The sequence below is a fragment of the Clostridium sediminicola genome (assembly GCF_050402865.1).
Taxonomy (GTDB): Bacteria; Bacillota; Clostridia; order Clostridiales; family Clostridiaceae; genus Clostridium_AF; species Clostridium_AF sediminicola.
The window spans coordinates 1-19679 of record NZ_BAABMF010000016.1 but is presented as its reverse complement, the minus strand read 5'-3'; the positions used below and the strand labels follow the sequence as shown (position 1 = coordinate 19679).

General features: G+C 30.6%; 14 protein-coding genes. 13 read left to right on the top strand and 1 reads right to left on the bottom strand.

The window, feature by feature from the left end; translation table 11 throughout:
* Positions 1 to 76 precede the first annotated feature (76 nt).
* Complete coding sequence (locus ACQ3F0_RS20125) at positions 77 to 1120, top strand: uroporphyrinogen decarboxylase family protein (protein WP_428867519.1); 1044 nt, start codon at positions 77 to 79, stop codon at positions 1118 to 1120.
* Positions 1121 to 1510: 390 nt separating this feature from the next.
* On the opposite strand, the gene ACQ3F0_RS20120 is transcribed toward ACQ3F0_RS20125, so the two are convergent.
* Positions 1511 to 1696 carry a hypothetical protein gene (locus ACQ3F0_RS20120; protein ID WP_428867518.1) on the bottom strand — a complete coding sequence of 62 codons (186 nt, stop codon included), beginning with the start codon at positions 1694 to 1696 and terminating at the stop codon, positions 1511 to 1513.
* Between the two features lie 952 nt (positions 1697 to 2648).
* Between ACQ3F0_RS20120 and codY the strand changes: the two genes are divergently transcribed.
* From codY to ACQ3F0_RS20060, 12 genes are all read left to right on the top strand, one after another.
* A complete protein-coding gene (gene codY / locus ACQ3F0_RS20115) occupies positions 2649 to 3431 on the top strand; it encodes a GTP-sensing pleiotropic transcriptional regulator CodY (RefSeq protein ID WP_428867602.1) in 783 nt (260 codons plus the stop codon).
* Positions 3432 to 3434: 3 nt separating this feature from the next.
* Complete coding sequence (locus tag ACQ3F0_RS20110) at positions 3435 to 4331, top strand: MBL fold metallo-hydrolase (protein WP_428867517.1); 897 nt, start codon at positions 3435 to 3437, stop codon at positions 4329 to 4331.
* A gap of 639 nt (positions 4332 to 4970) precedes the next feature.
* Entirely contained in the window at positions 4971 to 5153 is a 183-nt protein-coding gene (locus ACQ3F0_RS20105) for an aspartyl-phosphate phosphatase Spo0E family protein (RefSeq protein ID WP_428867515.1), read from the top strand.
* A gap of 340 nt (positions 5154 to 5493) precedes the next feature.
* Complete coding sequence (locus tag ACQ3F0_RS20100; RefSeq protein WP_428867513.1) at positions 5494 to 6960, top strand: two-component system sensor histidine kinase NtrB; 1467 nt, start codon at positions 5494 to 5496, stop codon at positions 6958 to 6960.
* Between the two features lie 4 nt (positions 6961 to 6964).
* Positions 6965 to 8311 (top strand): sigma-54-dependent transcriptional regulator, encoded by a 1347-nt coding sequence (locus ACQ3F0_RS20095; protein ID WP_428867511.1) that lies wholly within the window; start codon positions 6965 to 6967, stop codon positions 8309 to 8311.
* 912 nt (positions 8312 to 9223) lie between these two features.
* Positions 9224 to 11215, top strand: a complete 1992-nt coding sequence (locus tag ACQ3F0_RS20090; protein ID WP_428867509.1) for an oxidoreductase — start codon at positions 9224 to 9226, stop codon at positions 11213 to 11215.
* A gap of 299 nt (positions 11216 to 11514) precedes the next feature.
* Positions 11515 to 12297 (top strand): enoyl-CoA hydratase/isomerase family protein, encoded by a 783-nt coding sequence (locus tag ACQ3F0_RS20085; protein ID WP_428867507.1) that lies wholly within the window; start codon positions 11515 to 11517, stop codon positions 12295 to 12297.
* A gap of 1029 nt (positions 12298 to 13326) precedes the next feature.
* Positions 13327 to 13422, top strand: coding sequence for a hypothetical protein (locus ACQ3F0_RS20080; protein ID WP_428867601.1), 96 nt, complete (start codon positions 13327 to 13329; stop codon positions 13420 to 13422).
* A 315-nt stretch (positions 13423 to 13737) separates the two neighbouring features.
* The gene (locus ACQ3F0_RS20075) at positions 13738 to 14526 is read left to right on the top strand and encodes an enoyl-CoA hydratase/isomerase family protein (RefSeq protein WP_428867506.1); all 789 of its coding nucleotides are present in this window, start codon (positions 13738 to 13740) and stop codon (positions 14524 to 14526) included.
* Between the two features lie 15 nt (positions 14527 to 14541).
* Positions 14542 to 15849, top strand: a complete 1308-nt coding sequence (locus tag ACQ3F0_RS20070; protein ID WP_428867504.1) for an acetyl-CoA hydrolase/transferase family protein — start codon at positions 14542 to 14544, stop codon at positions 15847 to 15849.
* 76 nt (positions 15850 to 15925) lie between these two features.
* Complete coding sequence (locus ACQ3F0_RS20065) at positions 15926 to 18262, top strand: 3-hydroxyacyl-CoA dehydrogenase/enoyl-CoA hydratase family protein (RefSeq protein ID WP_428867502.1); 2337 nt, start codon at positions 15926 to 15928, stop codon at positions 18260 to 18262.
* A gap of 20 nt (positions 18263 to 18282) precedes the next feature.
* Positions 18283 to 19461, top strand: coding sequence for a thiolase family protein (locus tag ACQ3F0_RS20060; protein WP_428867500.1), 1179 nt, complete (start codon positions 18283 to 18285; stop codon positions 19459 to 19461).
* Positions 19462 to 19679 lie beyond the last annotated feature (218 nt).

Here is a 19679-nt window from a genome sequence, read left to right as displayed (position 1 = left end):
GAAAGGTATCAACAACTTATATCTACAATTTAAAATTTACAATAAAAAATTATATTATATTAAGGAAGGGATATATATGACAACTTTAAGAGAGAGAAATTTTAGACGTTTAAAACAAAGTATTGTAGGAGAAAAAGCTGACGGACATGCAGTATTTAACTATTATACATATCCGTTCTTCCAAGCAGTTACGGGAGTCAAATTGGATGATTTTTTCCATAAACCTGATATTGCACTGCAATGTCAAATAGAAGCATTTGAAAAATTAGATGGAGTTGGTAATCCATCTCCGGATATGGGGTCAGTTGCTGTAGCAAGTGGACTTGGTGGAATAGTTAAATTTGATGACAATGGATTTATTTCAGTTCACCCTAATCCTCGTTTAGCAGAGGTAGAAGATGCAGAAGATTTAGATTGGCTAGAACCTGGAGATCCATATGGAGATAACTATATGAGGCAAGCACTTGAACAAATACAATATATGGTAGATCACTGTCCTAAAGGTTACAGAGTTAACCCACATCCTGTTCAGGGATCTTTTACAATAGCAGCAAACATTAGAGGAATTAGTGACTTGTGTGCTGATACACTTGTAGAACCTGATTTAGTTAATAAAATATTAGATGTAGTTGTAGAAACTCAAATAAGATTTTTAAAAGCTCAAGAAAAAATCTTAGGATCATTACACCATATATTGGTGGGAGATGACCTTTCTGCATTCCTTGGTGAACCTAGTTATAGAGGGTACATTTTACCAAGATATGAACAAATGTTTAAAGAGTTTCCTAATACTCAAAGATGGTTACACAATGATTCAACTGCTCGTCACGTAGCACCAGCAATAGGAGATTCGGGAATGGTTGCATGGCAATATCATCCTGATATTTTTCCGCACGATGCTTTAGAATTGACTAAAGGTAAAGTATCTCTTCTAGGTGGCTTAAGTCCACTTGATTTACAAAAGTGGACTGCTCACGAAACTTATGATAAGTGTATTGAAGTACTTAAATCATTCCAAGGTAATAACAAATGTGTACTTGCTGCCGGTGGTTCAATAAACCAAGTTCCTATAGAAAATTTAAAAGCTATGTTTAAAGCAGCTGATGATTACAAAATTTAATAGTCAATAAAAGTTTTTTCATAATGTTCATATAAACTCGTCTATGATTATTTGCTTTCACCCCTTGTTTTGCAAATGATTATATGACGAGTTTATTTTTAACTAAAAAGTTTACTTCAATATCATAGGATTCCAAATATGAAATCACTTTATATGGGAAAAGACAATTATCTACCGTTATTTAAGTACATTCATCACAAATACTGAAAGCACTAGCATTTAAAGGGAGTAATTAATAATTCGGAGCTTTCACTCATTTGATTAAGCACATGAATAAGTACGAAGTGTGTTTTTCTTTTGTAATCATCATACCTTCAAAATCAAATGAATCTTCCAATTGGTATATTGTTTGAATTAAGAGATCTTTAAGGAATTTTTTTAATCTTTTAGTCAATTTTTAATTGGGCCTACTCCATGAGGATATATCCAGTTAGTGCCGTATTTGCCACAATAATTTTGTTCGCAATTTTTCCTTAAATCTTCTATAATGACTAAATTAGAAACATTAATAAAAGTAGTGTTAATGTCTTTGGTATTTGTATATTCTTTAGTGAAATTTTCGATTATAGTATTCAAGTTATCAAACTCCTTTAATCATAAAGGAATAGTATCATTTCAAACCATAACAATTTATTTTAATAATAGTAATATTTTTATTTTACTAAAAAGTATGAAACTTTACTCTAAAAATTTAGATGGAGACGAAGTATTATTAAAAGAGTATAGTTTTATAACTATGTTTAGTACTACCTTTTATCTATATATAATTGTTCAAGAATCTTATTTTAATGACTATAGGATTGACTTCATGATGGGTTACATAGCATCGCAGTAGATTTTAAATGTTATTTTAAATCTACTGAAAAAAATTCATTAGGAATCGTTATACACTCTCTTTTAAATTTTATAAGAATTAATAAGTAATTTATTCTAATGTGCAAAAATATGTAAAATTGCACAAAAAACGTGCAAAAATTGTGCAGATTATTTATATTGAACATATTAAAATTATGTTTAGTCAAACTTAAACATTTAGGAAGATAAAAAAAAGACTATTTTTTAGTGTCCTGGATTTATTAGGAACAAAAGTAAAAGTTGGTATGAAATTTGCTGTAGATATAAATACATATTCACGTAAATATTAGAATATATAATGTGTATATTTTGGGTTAGAATATGAAATATGAATTTATAAATGATTGGGAAAGAATATTAGAATACTGCAATATTCTTGACAGTGTATGTTTTATATATTAAGGGGGCTAGATATGAAAATAGATGAAAAAAGAGATGAATATACTTAGATTTGTAAAGAGTTGGACAGCCTTATAAGTACTTATTTTATTTCTCAAAAGACTTACTAAACATAAATTAATTTATCATGGGTTAGAAAGTTTAATGGAAATCTAATTTAATTTCGGTTAGTTTAAGTAAATATTAGTGTTACTTATTAGTAAAAGTTAGCTACTATATTGTACTGTATAAGAAAAAATTGTAAAAAAGGAACGATACCATGTCTTCAAAATTGATGAATAAAAAATTACTGAATAAGATGAGAGTGTTAAATAAAATACTACACAAAGCAGGACCTGAACCTGTAGTATTTGAAGAGATTTGTGATGCTTTAAGTCATGTATTAGATAGTAATGTTTATATTATAAGCAAAAAAGCTAAAATACTTGAGTATACTTTTAATAAGATAGAATGTGAAAGTGTAAAACAAAAGGATCTAAAGTATAAGAAATTGCCGGAATATTTCAATAATATATTACTGTCTATAAAAGAAACTTTATTTAATATTGAAAACCAGGGAAAATCATACTTTAATAAAATTAAACCAAGTGAAATAGAAGGTGAGTTGTCGACTATTATTCCTATAATAGGGAATAGAAAAAGATTAGGAACACTATATCTAACAAGATTTGAAAAAGAATTTGATGACTCTGATTTAATAATAGCTGAGTATACTGCAACTATAATTGGTATTGAAATTCTAAAAGCTGAAAATGATAAATTAAAAAAAGAAGCTAGAAAGAAAGCAGAAGTTCAATTAGCACTAGGTACATTATCATATTGTGAACTTAAAGCAGTTGAACACGTATTTAATGAATTAAACGGTACTGGGGGACTATTCGTAGCTGCAAAAATTGCTGATAAAGTAGGAATAGCAAGGTCTGCAATTGCTACTGCCCTAAGGAAAATTGAAAGTGCTAGAGCAATAGAGGTAAAGTCTTTAGGGGTAAAGGGGACATACATCAAGATATTGAATGATAAATTGTTAGATGAATTAAAAAGGATAAAATGGAGGTAGTATATGGAAATAAAAAAAGTGAAGGGAAATACATTTTGTATTGATACTGGAATGACATACATACCTTTCTATAAGATCAATGATGAAGAAATTATTATGTTGGATTCAGGATGGGCAGAAGGAGAGAGAGAGGGAATAGATGAGCTTCTGGAAAAAAACAACTTTAAGGTAGTTGGTATACTATGTAGTCATGCTCATATAGACCATATAGGAAATATTGCATATTTTAAGAATAAATATAATTGCATTATTGCTATGGCAGCCTATGAGGCTTTTATTTGCAGTTCAACGGTCAATCTCAAGGTTTATTATAGTATCCAGACATTATCCGAGGTAACAGATTATTTTGGACATATGGTTTGCGAAACAGATATTATGATTTTGGATAACCAAGATAGTATAAATGTTTGTGGTATTAAATTTAAAATTCTTCATACACCGGGACATAGTCCTGCGCATATATGTATTAGCACTCCTGATGATGTTGTATATGTAGGAGATGCCCTCATAAGTTATGAAGTCATGGAGAAGGCAAAAATCCCCTATGCTTTTATACTTAAAGAGGATCTGAAAAGTAAAAATAAGCTTTATCACTTAAAATGTAGCAAATATATAGTTGCTCACAAAGGTATGTATAATGATATTACAGAACTTATAACTGACAATATAGAGTTCTATAAGAATAGAGCCTCAAGCGTATATGATGTTATAGATGGTGCTATGACAATGGAAGAGATTATGAAAGTTGTTGTTGAAAATTGGGATATTCGTGTAAAAAGCATAGATATATATGCTGTAGTAGAAAGAATGTTAAGGTCCTATGTTGAATATTTAGAAGAAACAGGAATGATTGAATTAATTTTGAAGGATGGATTTCTTAAATATACTCCCAGCTGTTAAATACGCATCTTTATCGTTCGTTTTTTAGTAGATTCATAATCGGTATGACTTTTACAATTATAATAGTTTAAAATGAAGAATCTAAAATATTATTTTATAAAGAAATATTTTATTTTAATGTTTGTCGGTTTATCAATAAAATGTGTAATTAATCTGCATAAGCATTGCACAATATGTGAAATGCTTATGCAGATTAATTGAAAAAATGCTAGTTTTTTAGCAATATTATTGTTGGCATAATTTTTTCATTATAACAGTGTGAAAGTTATAAATGAGGAGTGTTTATGAAATTTGAAAAGATTAAATCATGACAGGAAGACCTGTGAGTGAAGAAATGGCACTATCATTAGGAATGGTTAATCAAGTAGTACCTTTACAAAATTTAGAAACCACCAGATAGGCTTACAAATATCATTTCACTTAACAAGTGAAGCAAAAGTTAAGTATAGTATTTTTTATAGATAAACAAATTTAACTATAAATCTGTACAAGTTCAAAACTCATTAATGCTGAGTTTTAGACATGTATAAATTAAGTTTACGTAATGTTTATTAAAATAATCAAACTTTGAAATATGAATTTATAAATAATTTGTAGAATAGTAAGGAAAGTAAACGTGAAATGAGGGTATGTAAAGGGATGGAATATAAAACAGATAAATCTAAGATAAACGAAAAAAGAAATGAATTAAATAAGTTAATTGAAGTATCTTCTTCAAATTTATTGTCAGATGATATACTTAGAGTTAGTCAAGAATTGGACAACCTTATAAGTACTTATCTTTTTTATCAAAATACTTATAAGAAAACAAAGGCAAGTTAGTAATTATAGGTTACTATAATTACTAACTTACCAGACTATCGTTATAGACGATAGTCTTCAGCTCAGCTGTTGACAAACATATTTTGTCAACAGCTTCTTACATTTTTTGCAACAATAATTTTAAGTACTTGTGTATATATTAGCCAAATTAAAAGATATAATAGAAACGGTTAAAATAAATTTTAAGTTCTAAATCTCTAAATATTTAAAAACTGGAATCTTAGCTGGAACAATGTTAAAATAATAGGTATATATAGTAAAAAATAGTATTAATTGCGGTTAAGTGAAAAATATACGGATCCCACTATCAATATTTGTATTTATAAATAGGAGGACTAAAATGTATTATTCAGATGTAAGTTGCAATGTAGAGAATACACTCATGAAAATTGAACAGCTAAAAATAAGGAGTTTTTTATCTATTGATTGGATGGGGATTGTAACAGTATCCAATCGAAATAGAATAATAATTGATGGAAGTATGGACTTTAATAATATTGGTTCATCCACAATTATTAAGTTATTAACAAAAATAAAAAAAGATATGTTACAGTTACAGGAAGGAAAAAAATATGAGATTTCACAAAATGAAAATTTATTAGTATCACCTATACGTGTACAAGATAATTATAAAGTATTTTATGTATGTTGTAGTATAGAAAAAAAATATAATGAAAAAGACGTAACGATATTGGATTTTATTATGAAGGTTTTATATGAGAATGTATTATTAAATGATGAAAAGATTGAAGAAAGAAATTATCTTTATAATATTTTCAATAGTATAGAATCATCTATTATTAGTATAGATCTTAAAGGAATAATTACTGCAGCAAATAAATCCACATTTGATGTTTTTGGATTTATTCCAAATGTTTTAATAGGACAAAAATATAATATAATGTTAACAGAAGAAGAAGAAAAGGTTGTAGTAGATAGAATACGCTCTGTTGTAAAATATAACAAAGTATGTAATGCTAAAAATCGGATATTTACAAAACATATATATGGAGAAAAATATGTAGATTTAGTTTATTGTCCTCTAAATGATAACAAAGGCCAAGTTGTAGGTATTACGCAAATTGCTAGAGATGTTACAAAATTAAAAATTTACGAAAGACAATTAGAGCAGCTTAAGCAATTTGCTATTTTAGGGGAAGTGGCAACTGGAATTGCCCACGATATTAGAAATCCTTTGATGAGTATTAGAGGCTGCACAAATATTTTAAAAAAGTCTTTATTTAAAGAGCCCAAATATATGGAGTTCTTAGAACCAATTATAGTAGAAGTAGACAGAATTAATGAAGTTGTAGAACAAATGCTTTCATATGCAACTATGACAAAAGAAAGTAGCAATACTTTGCTAAATATTAATGAAATTTTAGAGAAATGTCTTAATGTAATACGTTTACATAAGGGGATAAAATATATTAATATAGAAAAAAATCTATCTAAAGATCTGCCTCTCATAAAGGGAAGCAATATTCAATTACAGCAAGCATTTATTAATATTTTAATGAATGCAATTCAAGCTATAGAAAATGAAGGGAATATTAATATTAATAGTTATTATTTAAAGAAAAAAGAACAAATAGTGGTTGCAATTTCTGATGATGGTATAGGAATCAGTTCGAAAAAAATAGAAAAAATCTTAACACCATTTTATTCTACAAAGGAAAAAGGGATTGGATTTGGATTATCTATTGCTAAAAGGGCAATAGATAAGCAGGGAGGAGAAATTAAAGTCAATTCTGAATTGAATAAAGGAACTACATTTGAAGTCTATTTACCTATTAGGGAGGAATGAGTATATGCACAAGAAGAAGATATTAGTAGCAGATGATGAAGTCAATATATTAAAAGTTATTCGTGAGGAACTGAAAAGTGAGGGATATGAGGTAGATTTAGCTTATGATGGGGAGGATGCCAATAAAAAAATTAGAAAAAATAAATATGATGTAGCTATCTTGGATATTAGAATGCCTAAAAAAGATGGTATACAAGTTTTAAAAGAGATGAGGAGTATTTCACCAGAGACCATAGTGATTATCATGACAGCTTTTGGCACCATTGAAAATGCAGTAGAAGCTATAAAAATAGGTGCCTACGATTATTTAACAAAACCATTTGATAGTAATGAATTAATAAATAAAATTCAACAGGCATTAAAAATTAAGGAGAAAAGATCTTACAATGTTGACACTTCTGAAGAGAAGAAAGTAGTGCTTATAGGGAAAAGCAAAGAAATTGAACGTATAAAATCGAAAATTGAGAAGATAAAAGATTTACAAACTACTATACTTTTAACAGGAGAAAGTGGTACTGGTAAGGGTGTGGTGGCCCAAGCAATACATTTTGCAAGTAACCGAAATAATTTACCATTTATTCATGTTAACTGCGCAGTACTTCCTGAAAATCTAATTGAAAGTGAACTTTTTGGTCATGAAAAAGGAGCTTTTACAGGAGCTTTTGAAAGTAAAAAAGGAAAATTTGAGTTAGCTGGTAAAGGAACTATTTTTCTTGATGAAATAAATACACTGTCGCCTAATCTCCAAGCAAAGCTTTTAACTGTATTGCAAGAAAAAAGAATGGAGAAGATAGGTGGTGCCAAAACAATACTTGTTGAAGCAAGAATTATTGCTGCTACAAATGAAAATTTAGAAGAAGCTGTTAGACGAAAAGAATTTAGAGAAGATCTTTTTTATAGACTAAATGTAATTACTATTGAATGTGCACCTTTGCGTCATAGGAGAAAAGATATAGAAGTATTAACGTTGTATTTCTTAAATAATATTAATAGAAAGTTTAATAAAAATGTAATGGAAATATCCTCAGAAGTATGGCATATACTTAAAAATTATGATTGGCCAGGAAATGTAAGAGAATTGGAAAATGCCCTTGAAAGTGCTGTTGCTTTAGCAAATAATACAACATTATATGAAGACGATTTACCTTTAAGGATTATCCAGAAGGTAGAGCGGCATAAAGATTTGGATACTAATGATGAAATGAATGTTTTTAAAGTTCAGGAAAGTAAGATGATAAAAAAAGCTTTAGAAAAACATGGTGGACACCGTGAAAAAACTGCTAAAGAATTAGGAATATCAAGGCGAACACTTCAATATAAGTTGAAAAAATTTGGATTAATAAATAAATAAGTTTTTAAAGATAAAATAATAACAATAGTATAAGGAATTTTAATAGTAATGAAAGTAATAAAGCCAAACTTTATAAAGCTATAGGAACTAGAATGTGAAAAATATACCATATAGAACTTCTAAATTGTATATAAGCCATAAATATTGAAAAACGTATACTAGAAAATCTGTAGTAAAAGCGTTTTTATAGTGAAAAGTTTTATCAAATATCTTATGATGAGTAAATAAATCCTTAGTATAATAAATAATTTAGATGGTATTTTTAAAACTGTTAAGTAGGAAACTATATAGCATGTTGGAACAGAATGTTTTATGCAGATTATATTATAGAATGAAAGTAGAAAATTTATTTAAAAAAGATATTGAAGGCATTATTTTAATACATTATGTTCATTGGTTGAAGAAGTGTAAGTGGTTAATAACAAGTCAAATTGACAGTTATTAACCACTTTATTTTTAGTCTTTTTTAGGTAAATAGAATTCTTTACGGAAATATTCTTTAAAATTCCATACTTAGCAATCGTAGTTATATCAATATATTGAGATGAAGAGGAGTGACTTTCGAGCTATATAAGTTTTTGTTCCTACATCAAGCAGTTAAAGTGTTGTGCAATAAGTGCACTAATAGTGCACAAAGTGATCAGTATTTGCACAATGATAGGAATAAATATTAAATTAACTTATAAATAAATTAAATATATTTGTGATAAACATTTTTGTTGTGATTTTGTGTAGGAATGCTACTATATGCTAAAGACACATGGATATTAATGTTTTATTTATTGATATTTTGAAGTTGATTTAGAGTTTAGTATTTAGAACTAATGTTTTGGCATAGTTATTGCTAAAGTATTAAATAGTTGTGAATAATTTACAACAATCTGAATCTGAAAATACGGGGGCAAGTTGATTTTGAGTAATATTTTATTTACTTCATCAAAAATTAACAAAATGGAATTAAAAAATAGAATAATAATGTCAGCAATGCATTTAGGTTATGCACAAAACAAAGATGTATCGAAAAGAGATGTTGAATTTTACAAAGCTAGAGCAAAAGGAGGAGCTGCTGCAATTGTTTTAGTAGCAGGGGTTAATGATGTGTCTGGTCCGCTAGATATGCATAGTGTTGGTGATGATAAGTATGTTGAAAATTTGAGAGGCTTATCGGATGTTATGCACGAATATAGCAGTAAGTTAATTGTTCAGCTTTTTCATTGCGGAAGAAATGCGTATCCTGCTATGCTGGGAGGAAAAGAGCCTATTTCTCCATCGGAAGTACCTTCTCCGATTTATAAGACAGTTCCCAAAGCAATGACGTTAGAAGAAATTAAATCTACTGTAGAAGATTTTGGTAAAGCTGCAGAAAGATGTAAAAAAGCCGGTGTTGATGCAGTTGAAATAAGTTGTAGTGCTGGATATTTATTGACACAGTTTTTGTCACCTTTGGTAAATAAGAGAACAGATGAATATGGTGGTTCACTAGAAAATAGAATGAGATTTCCTCGTGAAGTCATCAAAAGAGTAAGAGAATATGTAGGATCAGATTATCCTATGATTTTAAGGATTTCAGGTAGCGATATGATACCAGGGGGGTATGGAATAGATTTCATGAAAAAATTTTGTGCAAGGCTAGATTCTGGTCTTATTGATGCAATAAGTGTTACTGGGGGGTGGCATGAAGCACCTGTTCCACAGATTACGGCTCATTTACCTGAAGGTGGATATGCATTTTTGGCGGAAGCAATAAAGAGGGTTGTTAATATACCTGTTATCGCATGTAACAGAATAAATAATGGGGAAGTAGCTGAACAAATATTACAAAAAGGTTTGGCTGACTTTGTTTCTTGTGGTAGATCTTTCTTGGCTGATGCAGAGTTTGTAAATAAAATTAGGGAAGGTAAGTCTATTAATAAGTGCCAAGCATGTAATAAAGGTTGTATTGAAAGAGTACTCAGAGGTAAAGATGTTAGATGTGCATATAATTGTAGAGTAGGATTAGAATATATTAAAGATGAAAAATCTGATAAGAAGAAAAAAATAATTGTTGTTGGTGGTGGTCCTACTGGTATGGAAGCAGCAAGAAGTGCTGCTATAAAAGGCTATGATGTAATCCTTTTTACCAAAGAAGACAAGCTTGGCGGGCTTTTAGCTGTAGCCACAAAACCTCCACACAAACAGGATATATCGGAATATGTTGAGTATATGAATAAGGAGTTTGAAAAGTTAAACATAGACATTAGATATAACACAAAAGTGGACATTGAATTAATTAATTCATTAAAGCCTGAACACGTAATTTTAGCTGTGGGTAGTACTCCGATTATCCCACATATTGAAGGGCTAGATGTGAATAATGTTTGTTTTGCAGAAGATGTTTTGAGAGGAAATAAAGACTTGCTTGTTAAGTTGAGAAAAGGCAAAACAGTTATCATTGGAGGTGGTTCTGTGGGGTTAGAAACTGCACACTTTCTAGCAGAACAAGCATTTTTAACCACTGAAAGTTTGGATTTTTTGAATAGATTTGTTCCAAAAGGAATTAAGAAAAATTTGTTCACTCCTCTTGATATAACAATTATTGAAATGGAAAAGAAAGTAGGTAAAACTCTTGGTAGTGCAAAATGGATACTTCTTAATGAATTAAAGCAACTAGGAGTAAAAATAATGACAAATACAAAGGTTTTTGCTATTAAGCAAAAGATGATGAGTATTGCTGACGATGATGGTGAAAAAAACATTCCAGCTGATAATATAGTGCTTGCAATCGGTTATAAGCCTATTGGAGAAGAACTTATTAATTATCTTGACACTAATTGTTACCCTTATACAGTTGTTGGGGATGCTAAGAAACCTAAAGATGTAATGGAAGATTTGAGAGAAGCTTATGAAGCAGTTATGCATATTTAGAAGCTAATCTACGAAACGGTATACCAATAATACTAGCATTAAAAGCTACTTTAATTAGTTTATTATAAGTATTGTTGCATCAAACATCTATTCAGGAGATATTATATAATGATTTGATTATAATGTTAAGTTTCCTGTTAAGTAAAATGATAGAAAATATAAAAAAGTGATTTTTACTTGATAGGCTTATTTAAGAATTAAAAATAATTTTAAACTATGAGTTGTTAATGTTCGTTAGATATTGAAGATATTTTCTATCAAATGTTATAGCTACATTATACGAGGAGGAATTAATTACTATGAGTTATGGAAAATTAATTAAATTTGAAAAACAAGGAAAAGTGGGAGTTATCATACTTGACAACGCTAAAAGGTTAAATATAACCGGGGATGAGTTTTTTGATGAACTTGAAGAAATTCAAAATGAAATATCTGTTGATAATGAGTTAGGGGCATTAGCTATGGTTGCCAATGGAAAAAATTTCTCAGCAGGAATTGACATGAAATTTTTAAATTCAGTAAGTGCGGAATTTATGAAAAAAGGATTAACAAGATTACAAAACTTATATAGTTTTTGGCAAGAATTGGCTATACCTATAGTTGCTGGAATACAAGGTGTTTGTTATGGTTCAGGAGTAGAACTGATACTTGGCTGTGATATAAGGATTGCTGCTGATAATGCAAAATTATGTTTGCCTGAAGTAAAATTTGGTTTGTCTCCTGATATGGGTGGAACAACAAGACTAACAAAATTAGTAGGCATAGGACAAGCTAAAAGAATTATACTGTCTTGTGAGGAGGTAGCAGCACAAGAAGCATTGAATATTGGGTTGGTAGAAAAAGTTGTTTCAGTAGACGAATTAAGAGAATATACAATTGGCTTTGCTAAAAAAATGGCATCTTATCCTTCTTCGGGTATGCGTTTCGCAAAGAAAGGCATTAATGTTGCGCAAGAAAGCAGTGTGGCAGCAAGTCTCCTATTTGAACAAGCACAATCTATTTATTGCTGTGATACCCAAGATATTAAAGAATCTACTGCTGCATTTATAGAAAAAAGAAAACCAAATTTTATAGGAAAGTAAATTTAAGCATACAAGAGAATCGTAAAGGTATTAAGAAAAGAGTGGAATCTGTTTATTTTCATGTTAGTTCACCTCTTAAATTAAAATATATAGCTAAATACTTATATTTTTTGTAACACTAATAAGCTATTCGCTTTTATTTACTGCGAATAGCTTATTATATGGTTAAACCGCAAAAGGTAAGTTTAACTAAAATCGACCACAATATCTACCGAAGATTGATGCCTTCTGACGCTATATATTGCAGATTAAAAAATTCTGATAATTCATATTGTGGTCGAAGTTCAACTAAATTACTTTCTGTGGAATAACTATTATATATATCTTTGCTTTGGGCTAAATATAAGTATTTATTTTTATTATTTATTTTATATTTATTATCCAATTATTTATAGATTAAAAGCAAATTTATAATAAAAGGAGAGTAAACATTATATAGGAAGATGTATATATATTTCTACAAAAACTAGGCTGTTGACAAACTATTCTATCAACAGCCTCTTATATTTTTTGCGAAAAGAATTTTAAGTACTTTTGTATATATAAACATAACTTAAAAGATAATATATATAGTAAAATTATAGAATTAATTTCTGCTTAAGTAAAAATATAAGGTTTCCATCATCAATACTTGTATTTATAAAGAAGGATTAAAATTTATTATTCAGATGTAAGTTGTAATGTAGAGAATACACTCACGAAAATTGAAGGGTTAAAATAAGAAGTTTTTATCTGTTGACTGGATGGGAATTGTAACTATATCCAATAGAAATAAAATAATGATTAAATGAAGTTTTAGATAAATGCATTAAAGTGGTTCGTTTACATAAGGAATCAAAATATATTAATATAGAAAAAAATCTATCTAAAGAGCGGCCTCTTATCACGGGAAACAATGTACAATTACAGCAAGCATTTATTAATATTTTAATCAATACAATTCAAGTCATAGAAAATAAAGGAAATATTAGTATTGATAGTTATTATTTAAAGGAAAAAGGGATTGGATTTGGCTTATCTATTGCTAAAATGGCAATAGATAAGCATGGAGGGGAGATTAAAGTCAATTCTAAATTGAATGAAGGAACTACATTTGAAGTCTATTTACCTATTAGGAAGGAATGAGTATATAGGCAAGAAGAGAATACTAGTAGCAGATGATGAAGTCAATAAAGAAAAAGCAGGAATGAATTAAATTCTCCTGTTTTTTCTTTGTTTTTAAGCTATACCAGAACCTAGTGAGGGTTCTTAGTAAAATAATGTGCAATTAATATGCACAAGTATTGCACATTATGTGAAATATTTGCACGTGGAATTTATCGAAATGCTAGTTTTTTAGCGGGATTATAGTTGGCATAACTTTTGCTTTATAATAGTGTGAGTGTTATAAAGCAATATGATTATTCGATTTAACTAATAAGAAAAAAAGGAGGCATGTTCATGGAATTTCAAAAAATTAAATATTCTCAAAGCAATGGGATTGCATCTATTAAATTGAATAGTCCCAAAAACTTAAATGCACTAGATGAACCAATATTAGATGATTTAATGGTTGCATTAGATATGTGTGCAGAGGATGAAGCTGTAAAAGTGGTAGTTATTTCTGGTGAAGGAAAAAGTTTTAGTGCAGGTGGAGATATTGGAATGATGTTAAAGGGTTTAGAAAGTGGGGAACAAAAGCTTGGCGCGAGTGTACGTAAAGTTGGTATCGCTGCTTTGAAAATCCGTAATCTAAGAAAACCTGTTATCGCTTCTGTACATGGACCAGTAGCTGGGGCAGGATTTAATTTTGCTTTACTTTGTGATTTCCGTATTGCTGCAGAAAATTCAAAATTCATACAAGCTTTTGTAAATATTGGGTTAGTTCCTGATATGGGGGGGACTTTCTTACTTACTCGTATGTTAGGAGCGGCTAGAGCTACTGAATTAATCATGACAGGAAGACCTGTAAGTGCAGAAGAAGCACTATCATTAGGATTGGTTAATCAAGTAGTACCTTTAGAAAATTTAGAAGAGACTACTTTGAAATTTGCCCAAAAACTTAGTAATTTACCAAGTATAGCATTAGGAAAAATGAAAGCTCTTGTAAATAGAGCTGCATTCTTTGGATTTGAAAACGATCTCGATAATGAAACAGAATATCAGATTCAATGTACAAATACTGAAGACTTTAAAGAAGGTATCAGAGCATTTACTGAAAAAAGAAAACCAAATTTTCAAGGAAAATAAAAAGGAGGATATATCATGAAATGGAAAAAAATGTATGAAAGTAAACTTGTGTCAGTGGAAGAAGCTGCATCTAAAATTGAATCGGGAGATACAATATGGATGCCTTCAGCAAGTAGTGCTCCTGTAGATCTTGCCAATGCATTAGAAAACCGTTACAAAGAATTAGAAAATGTCGACCTTATTAGTGGGCTTGTAACAAATCCATTTAGGTACTTAACTGATGAACTTAAAGGCCATATTAATGGTCACACATGGTTTGTAGGGGGATATGAAAGGAAAGGTCTTAAGTCAGGAAATCTTGATGCTGCATCAGTAAATCTTTCTAAGCTACATATATATGCTGAAAATAAAAATTGCAATGTATTAATGGCTGAAGTTTCCCAGCCGGATGAAGACGGATACATGAGCTACGGTCCACTAGGAGCTATGGGTAATGATGGAGTTGCTAAAAAAGCAGAAAAAATTATAGTTCAAGTTAATAAAAACACTCCATATGTTCATGGAGTGAATAATAAAATACATGTTAGTAAAGTGGATTATATTTGTGAAAAAGACCATCCATTGTCAATATTACCTAATGCTCCTACAACAGAAACAGATGAGAAAATTGCTTCCTATATACTACCTCTTATACCAGATGGAGCAACAATTCAAATAGGCATTGGAGGTACTGCAAATGCAGTTGCTTATGGATTAGAAGATAAAAAAGATTTAGGTGTTCATACTGAGATGCTTACTGATTCAATGGTTTATTTAGCTAAAAAAGGAGTAATTAATAATAGTAAAAAGAACTATATGCCAGGGAAAATGGTAATTAGTTTTGGTGTAGGTAGTCAAGAATTATATGACTTTATGGATGATAACCCATTAATACACATGGATTATATAAAAACTATAAATGATGCTAATGAAATTGCTAAAAACGATAATTTTATATCAATTAATAGTGGTTTAATGGTAGATTTAACGGGTCAAGTTGGATCTGAAGGAATTGGATATAATCAATATAGTGCTACAGGTGGACAATTAGACTTTGTTAGAGGAGCGGCTATGTCTAAAGGTGGAAAATCATTCCTTTGTTTACATTCAACAGTTAAAACTAAGGATGGAATAAAATCTAGAATTAATCTTGCATTACCACAAGGAACACCAATTACAACACCTAGATCAGATACACAATACCTAGTTACTGAATATGGAGTAGCTTATGTATATTGTAAAAGTATTTCAGAACGTGCAAAAGCAATAATAAATATAGCTCATCCTGATTTTAGAGAAGAATTGACTCAGCAAGCTATTGAAGCAGGTTTAATTAAAGAGTAAGTTAAAATGTTTAGATAAAGATAAGAATATATTCTTATCTTTATCTAAGATTTTCAAAGAAGGAGAGGGACATTTAATGAACTTTAATATAAATAAAGTAGCAGTACTTGGTTCTGGTGTTATGGGTGCAGGTATTGCAGCTCACATAGCAGGAGCTGGAATTCCAGTATGTCTTTTAGATATTGCGCCAAGAGAATTAACTGAAAAAGAAAAAGCTAAAGGATTAACTTTAGAAAGTCCAAAGGTTAGAAATCGTATAGTACAAGCAGGTAAAGATAGAGTGACCAATCCTAAAAATAAAGCAATTTATGACAAGGATATGGGAGATATGATTCAAGTAGGTAATTTTACTGATAACATGGATATGCTGAAGGATTGTGACTGGGTTATTGAGGTAATTGTTGAAAACCTAGAAATTAAAAAGAATTTTATGAAACAAATTAGTGAATATATCAAACCTGATGCTATTGTGAGCTCTAATACTTCTGGTGTACCTATCAATGAAATCATAAAAGATTTACCATTAGAATTCAGACAACGTTTTATGGGAACACATTTCTTCAATCCACCTCGTTATATGAAGCTACTTGAGCTTATAGAAGGAAACGATACTTTGCCTGAGCTAGTTGAATTCATAGACGACTTTGGAACAAAGAGATTAGGTAAAGGTATTGTAATGGCAAAGGATACACCTAGCTTTATTGCTAACCGTATTGGAATATTTGCAATGATTAATGTAGTACAGCTTGCAGAAAAATATGGATATAGCGTAGGTAAAGTAGATCAATTAACAGGAACAATAATTCATAGACCTAAGACTGGTACATTTAGACTTATTGATTTGGTTGGATTAGATCTTATGAGTATGGCTGCTCGTAACTTTATAGAAAAAGTTAAAAATGAAAAGGAAGAATACACATATCCTGAATTCTTTGTTAAATTAGTCGACATGGGTCATTTTGGAGATAAAACAAGACAAGGATTCTATAAGAAAGTTAAGACGGAGAAGGGAAATCAAACACTTGTTTGGGATTATAACAAGGAAGAATATGTACCATTAGTTAAAGAAAAGATTGAAGCTATAGATAATGTTAAGAAGGAAGCCAATAAGCTTAAGGCATTAGTTTTCGGAGAAGCAGAAGAAAACAAATTTGTTTGGAATGTTATTAAAAATATTTTATTATATAGTGCAAGAAATATTCCTGAAATAGCAGATGATTACAAAGATGTCGATAATGCTATGATGTGGGGATATAATTGGACAAAGGGTCCTTTTGCAGTTTGGGATGAAATAGGTTTTGAAGAATCAGTTAAAAAAATGAAGCAAGAAGGAGAGACTATTCCGGCATGGATAGAAGAAAGACTTGCTAATGGTCAAACTAAATTCTACAATGAATCAAGTTTGGAAACTCCTTATATAACTATTTCAGCACCTAAAAATAATGTTATAAAAGAAAATGAAGGTGGAGCATTAGTTGATATAGGAGATGGAGTTCTTTGTCTTCAATTTAAATCTAAGAGCAATGCCATAACAGATGAACTTATAGATATGATGTATGCAGCTGTAGAAGAAGTGGAAAGAAACTACAAAGGATTGGTTATTGGTAACCAAAGTAAAAACTTCTCAGTAGGTGCTAACTTAATGAAGGTAGCTGGATTAGCTGGTGATAAAAAGTGGAATGAGATAATGACATTTGCTGATAAATTACAAAAGGCAAATATGCTGCTTAAATATTGTAAAAAACCAGTAGTTGCTGCTCCTTATGGAATGACATTAGGTGGAGGAGCCGAGGTAGCTATGCATGCCCATAGAGTAACAGCTCATGCTGAAACATATATGGGACTTGTGGAAGTTGGCGTTGGGTTAATTCCAGCAGGTGGGGGTACAAAGGAATTACTAATGCGAAGCATTGAAGATTTAGGCAAAGTATCTAATGGAGAAATGATTTCTCATGTTAAAAAAGCTTGGGAAACTATTGTAATGGGTGGTAAAGTATCAAGCAGTGCTCATGATGCAATTAAGAAAGGATATATAAGAAAATCTGATAGAGTCGTGATGAACAAAGATTATCTTATATCTGAAGCTAAAAAGGAAGTTTTAGCGCTTGCTGATGCTGGTTTCAGACCTCTACAGAAAAAACTTATTCCAGTACTTGGAACAAATGGTAAAGCGTTGTTGCAATATGCAGCAATTTCTATGGTTGAAGGTGGATTTATGTCTGAATATGATGCACATATTGCTAATAAAATTGCTTGGGTTCTTTCAGGTGGAGATGTACCAGTTGGAGTGAAAGTTACTGAACAACAAATACTTGAATTAGAGAAGGAAGCATTTGTAAGTTTATGCGGAGAGGAAAAGACTCTTCAAAGAATAGAGAATATGCTTAAAACAGGAAGAGCTTTAAGAAATTAATTATTAGTGGAGGTAGTCATATGAAAGAAGTAGTAATAGTAGCATATGGACGTTCTGGAATAGGAAAGGCAAGAGGTGCCTTAAAATATACTCGACCAGATGATTTAGCAGCGCAAGTTGTTAAGGGAGTTCTAGCTAAAGTACCACAATTAAATCCTGAGGAAATAGAAGATTTAATTTTAGGATGTGCGTTTCCAGAGGGAGAGCAAGGATTGAATGTGGCCAGATGTGTAGGTTTAAGGGCAGGATTGCCAGTTAGTGTGTGTGGACAAACTGTAAATAGATATTGTTCATCGGGGCTTCAAGCAATTTCTATAGCAGCAAATAGTATTATAGCTGGTCAAGGGGATGTTATATTGGCAGGTGGAGTAGAGTCTATGACTATGGTTCCAATGTTTGGGAATATTCTAACACCAAATCCATATCTTATGGAAAATTATCCAGAAACAGCAGTAAATATGGGAGTAACAGCAGAAAATGTTGCCGAGATGTATAATGTAACACGTGAGAAGCAGGATGAAATGGCAGTAGAAAGTCATAAAAGAGCAACGAAAGCTCAAGCAGAGGGTAAATTTGATGATGAAATTATTCCTGTAGAAGCAGTTAGAACTGTTGTTGATGAAACAGGTATGATGAAAAATGAAACATTTGTATTTAATAAAGATGAGGGTGTTAGACCAACTGTAACTGTGGAAGCTTTAGGTAAGCTAAGAACAGTTTTTAAGAAGAATGGTACTGTAACAGCAGGAAATGCATCTCAAATGAGTGATGGTGCAGCGGTAGTACTTCTTATGTCAAGAGAAAAAGCAGAAGAATTAGGAATCAAACCTTTAGCAATATTTAAAACCTTTGCTGTTGCGGGTGTAGGTCCTGAAGTGATGGGGATTGGACCTATGAAGGCTATTCCTAAGGTATTGAAAAGGGTAGGTTTAAATAAAGATGATATTGACTTATATGAATTAAATGAAGCATTTGCATCACAAGCTATAGCTTGCGTCAATGAATTAGAACTTGATATGGAAAAAGTAAATGTCAATGGTGGTGCTATCTCTTCAGGACACCCATTAGGATGCACAGGGGCATACTTAACATGTAAACTTCTTTCAGAAATGAGACGTAGAAATAGTAAGTACGGTATTGTCAGCATGTGTATCGGTGGAGGTATGGGTGCTGCAGGAGTATTTGAACTTATTAAGTAAAATTTAGAGTTATAGACCTGAGACATCTATAGAGATGCACGGGATCTATTCTACATTTAAGTTTCAAAAGGATTAAATGTAGATAACTATGATTAAGTAAAATTTAGAGTTATAGACCTGAGACATCTATAGAGATGCACGGGATCTATTCTACATTTAAGTTTCAAAAGGATTAAATGTAGATAACTATGATTAAGTAAAATTTAGAGTTATAGACC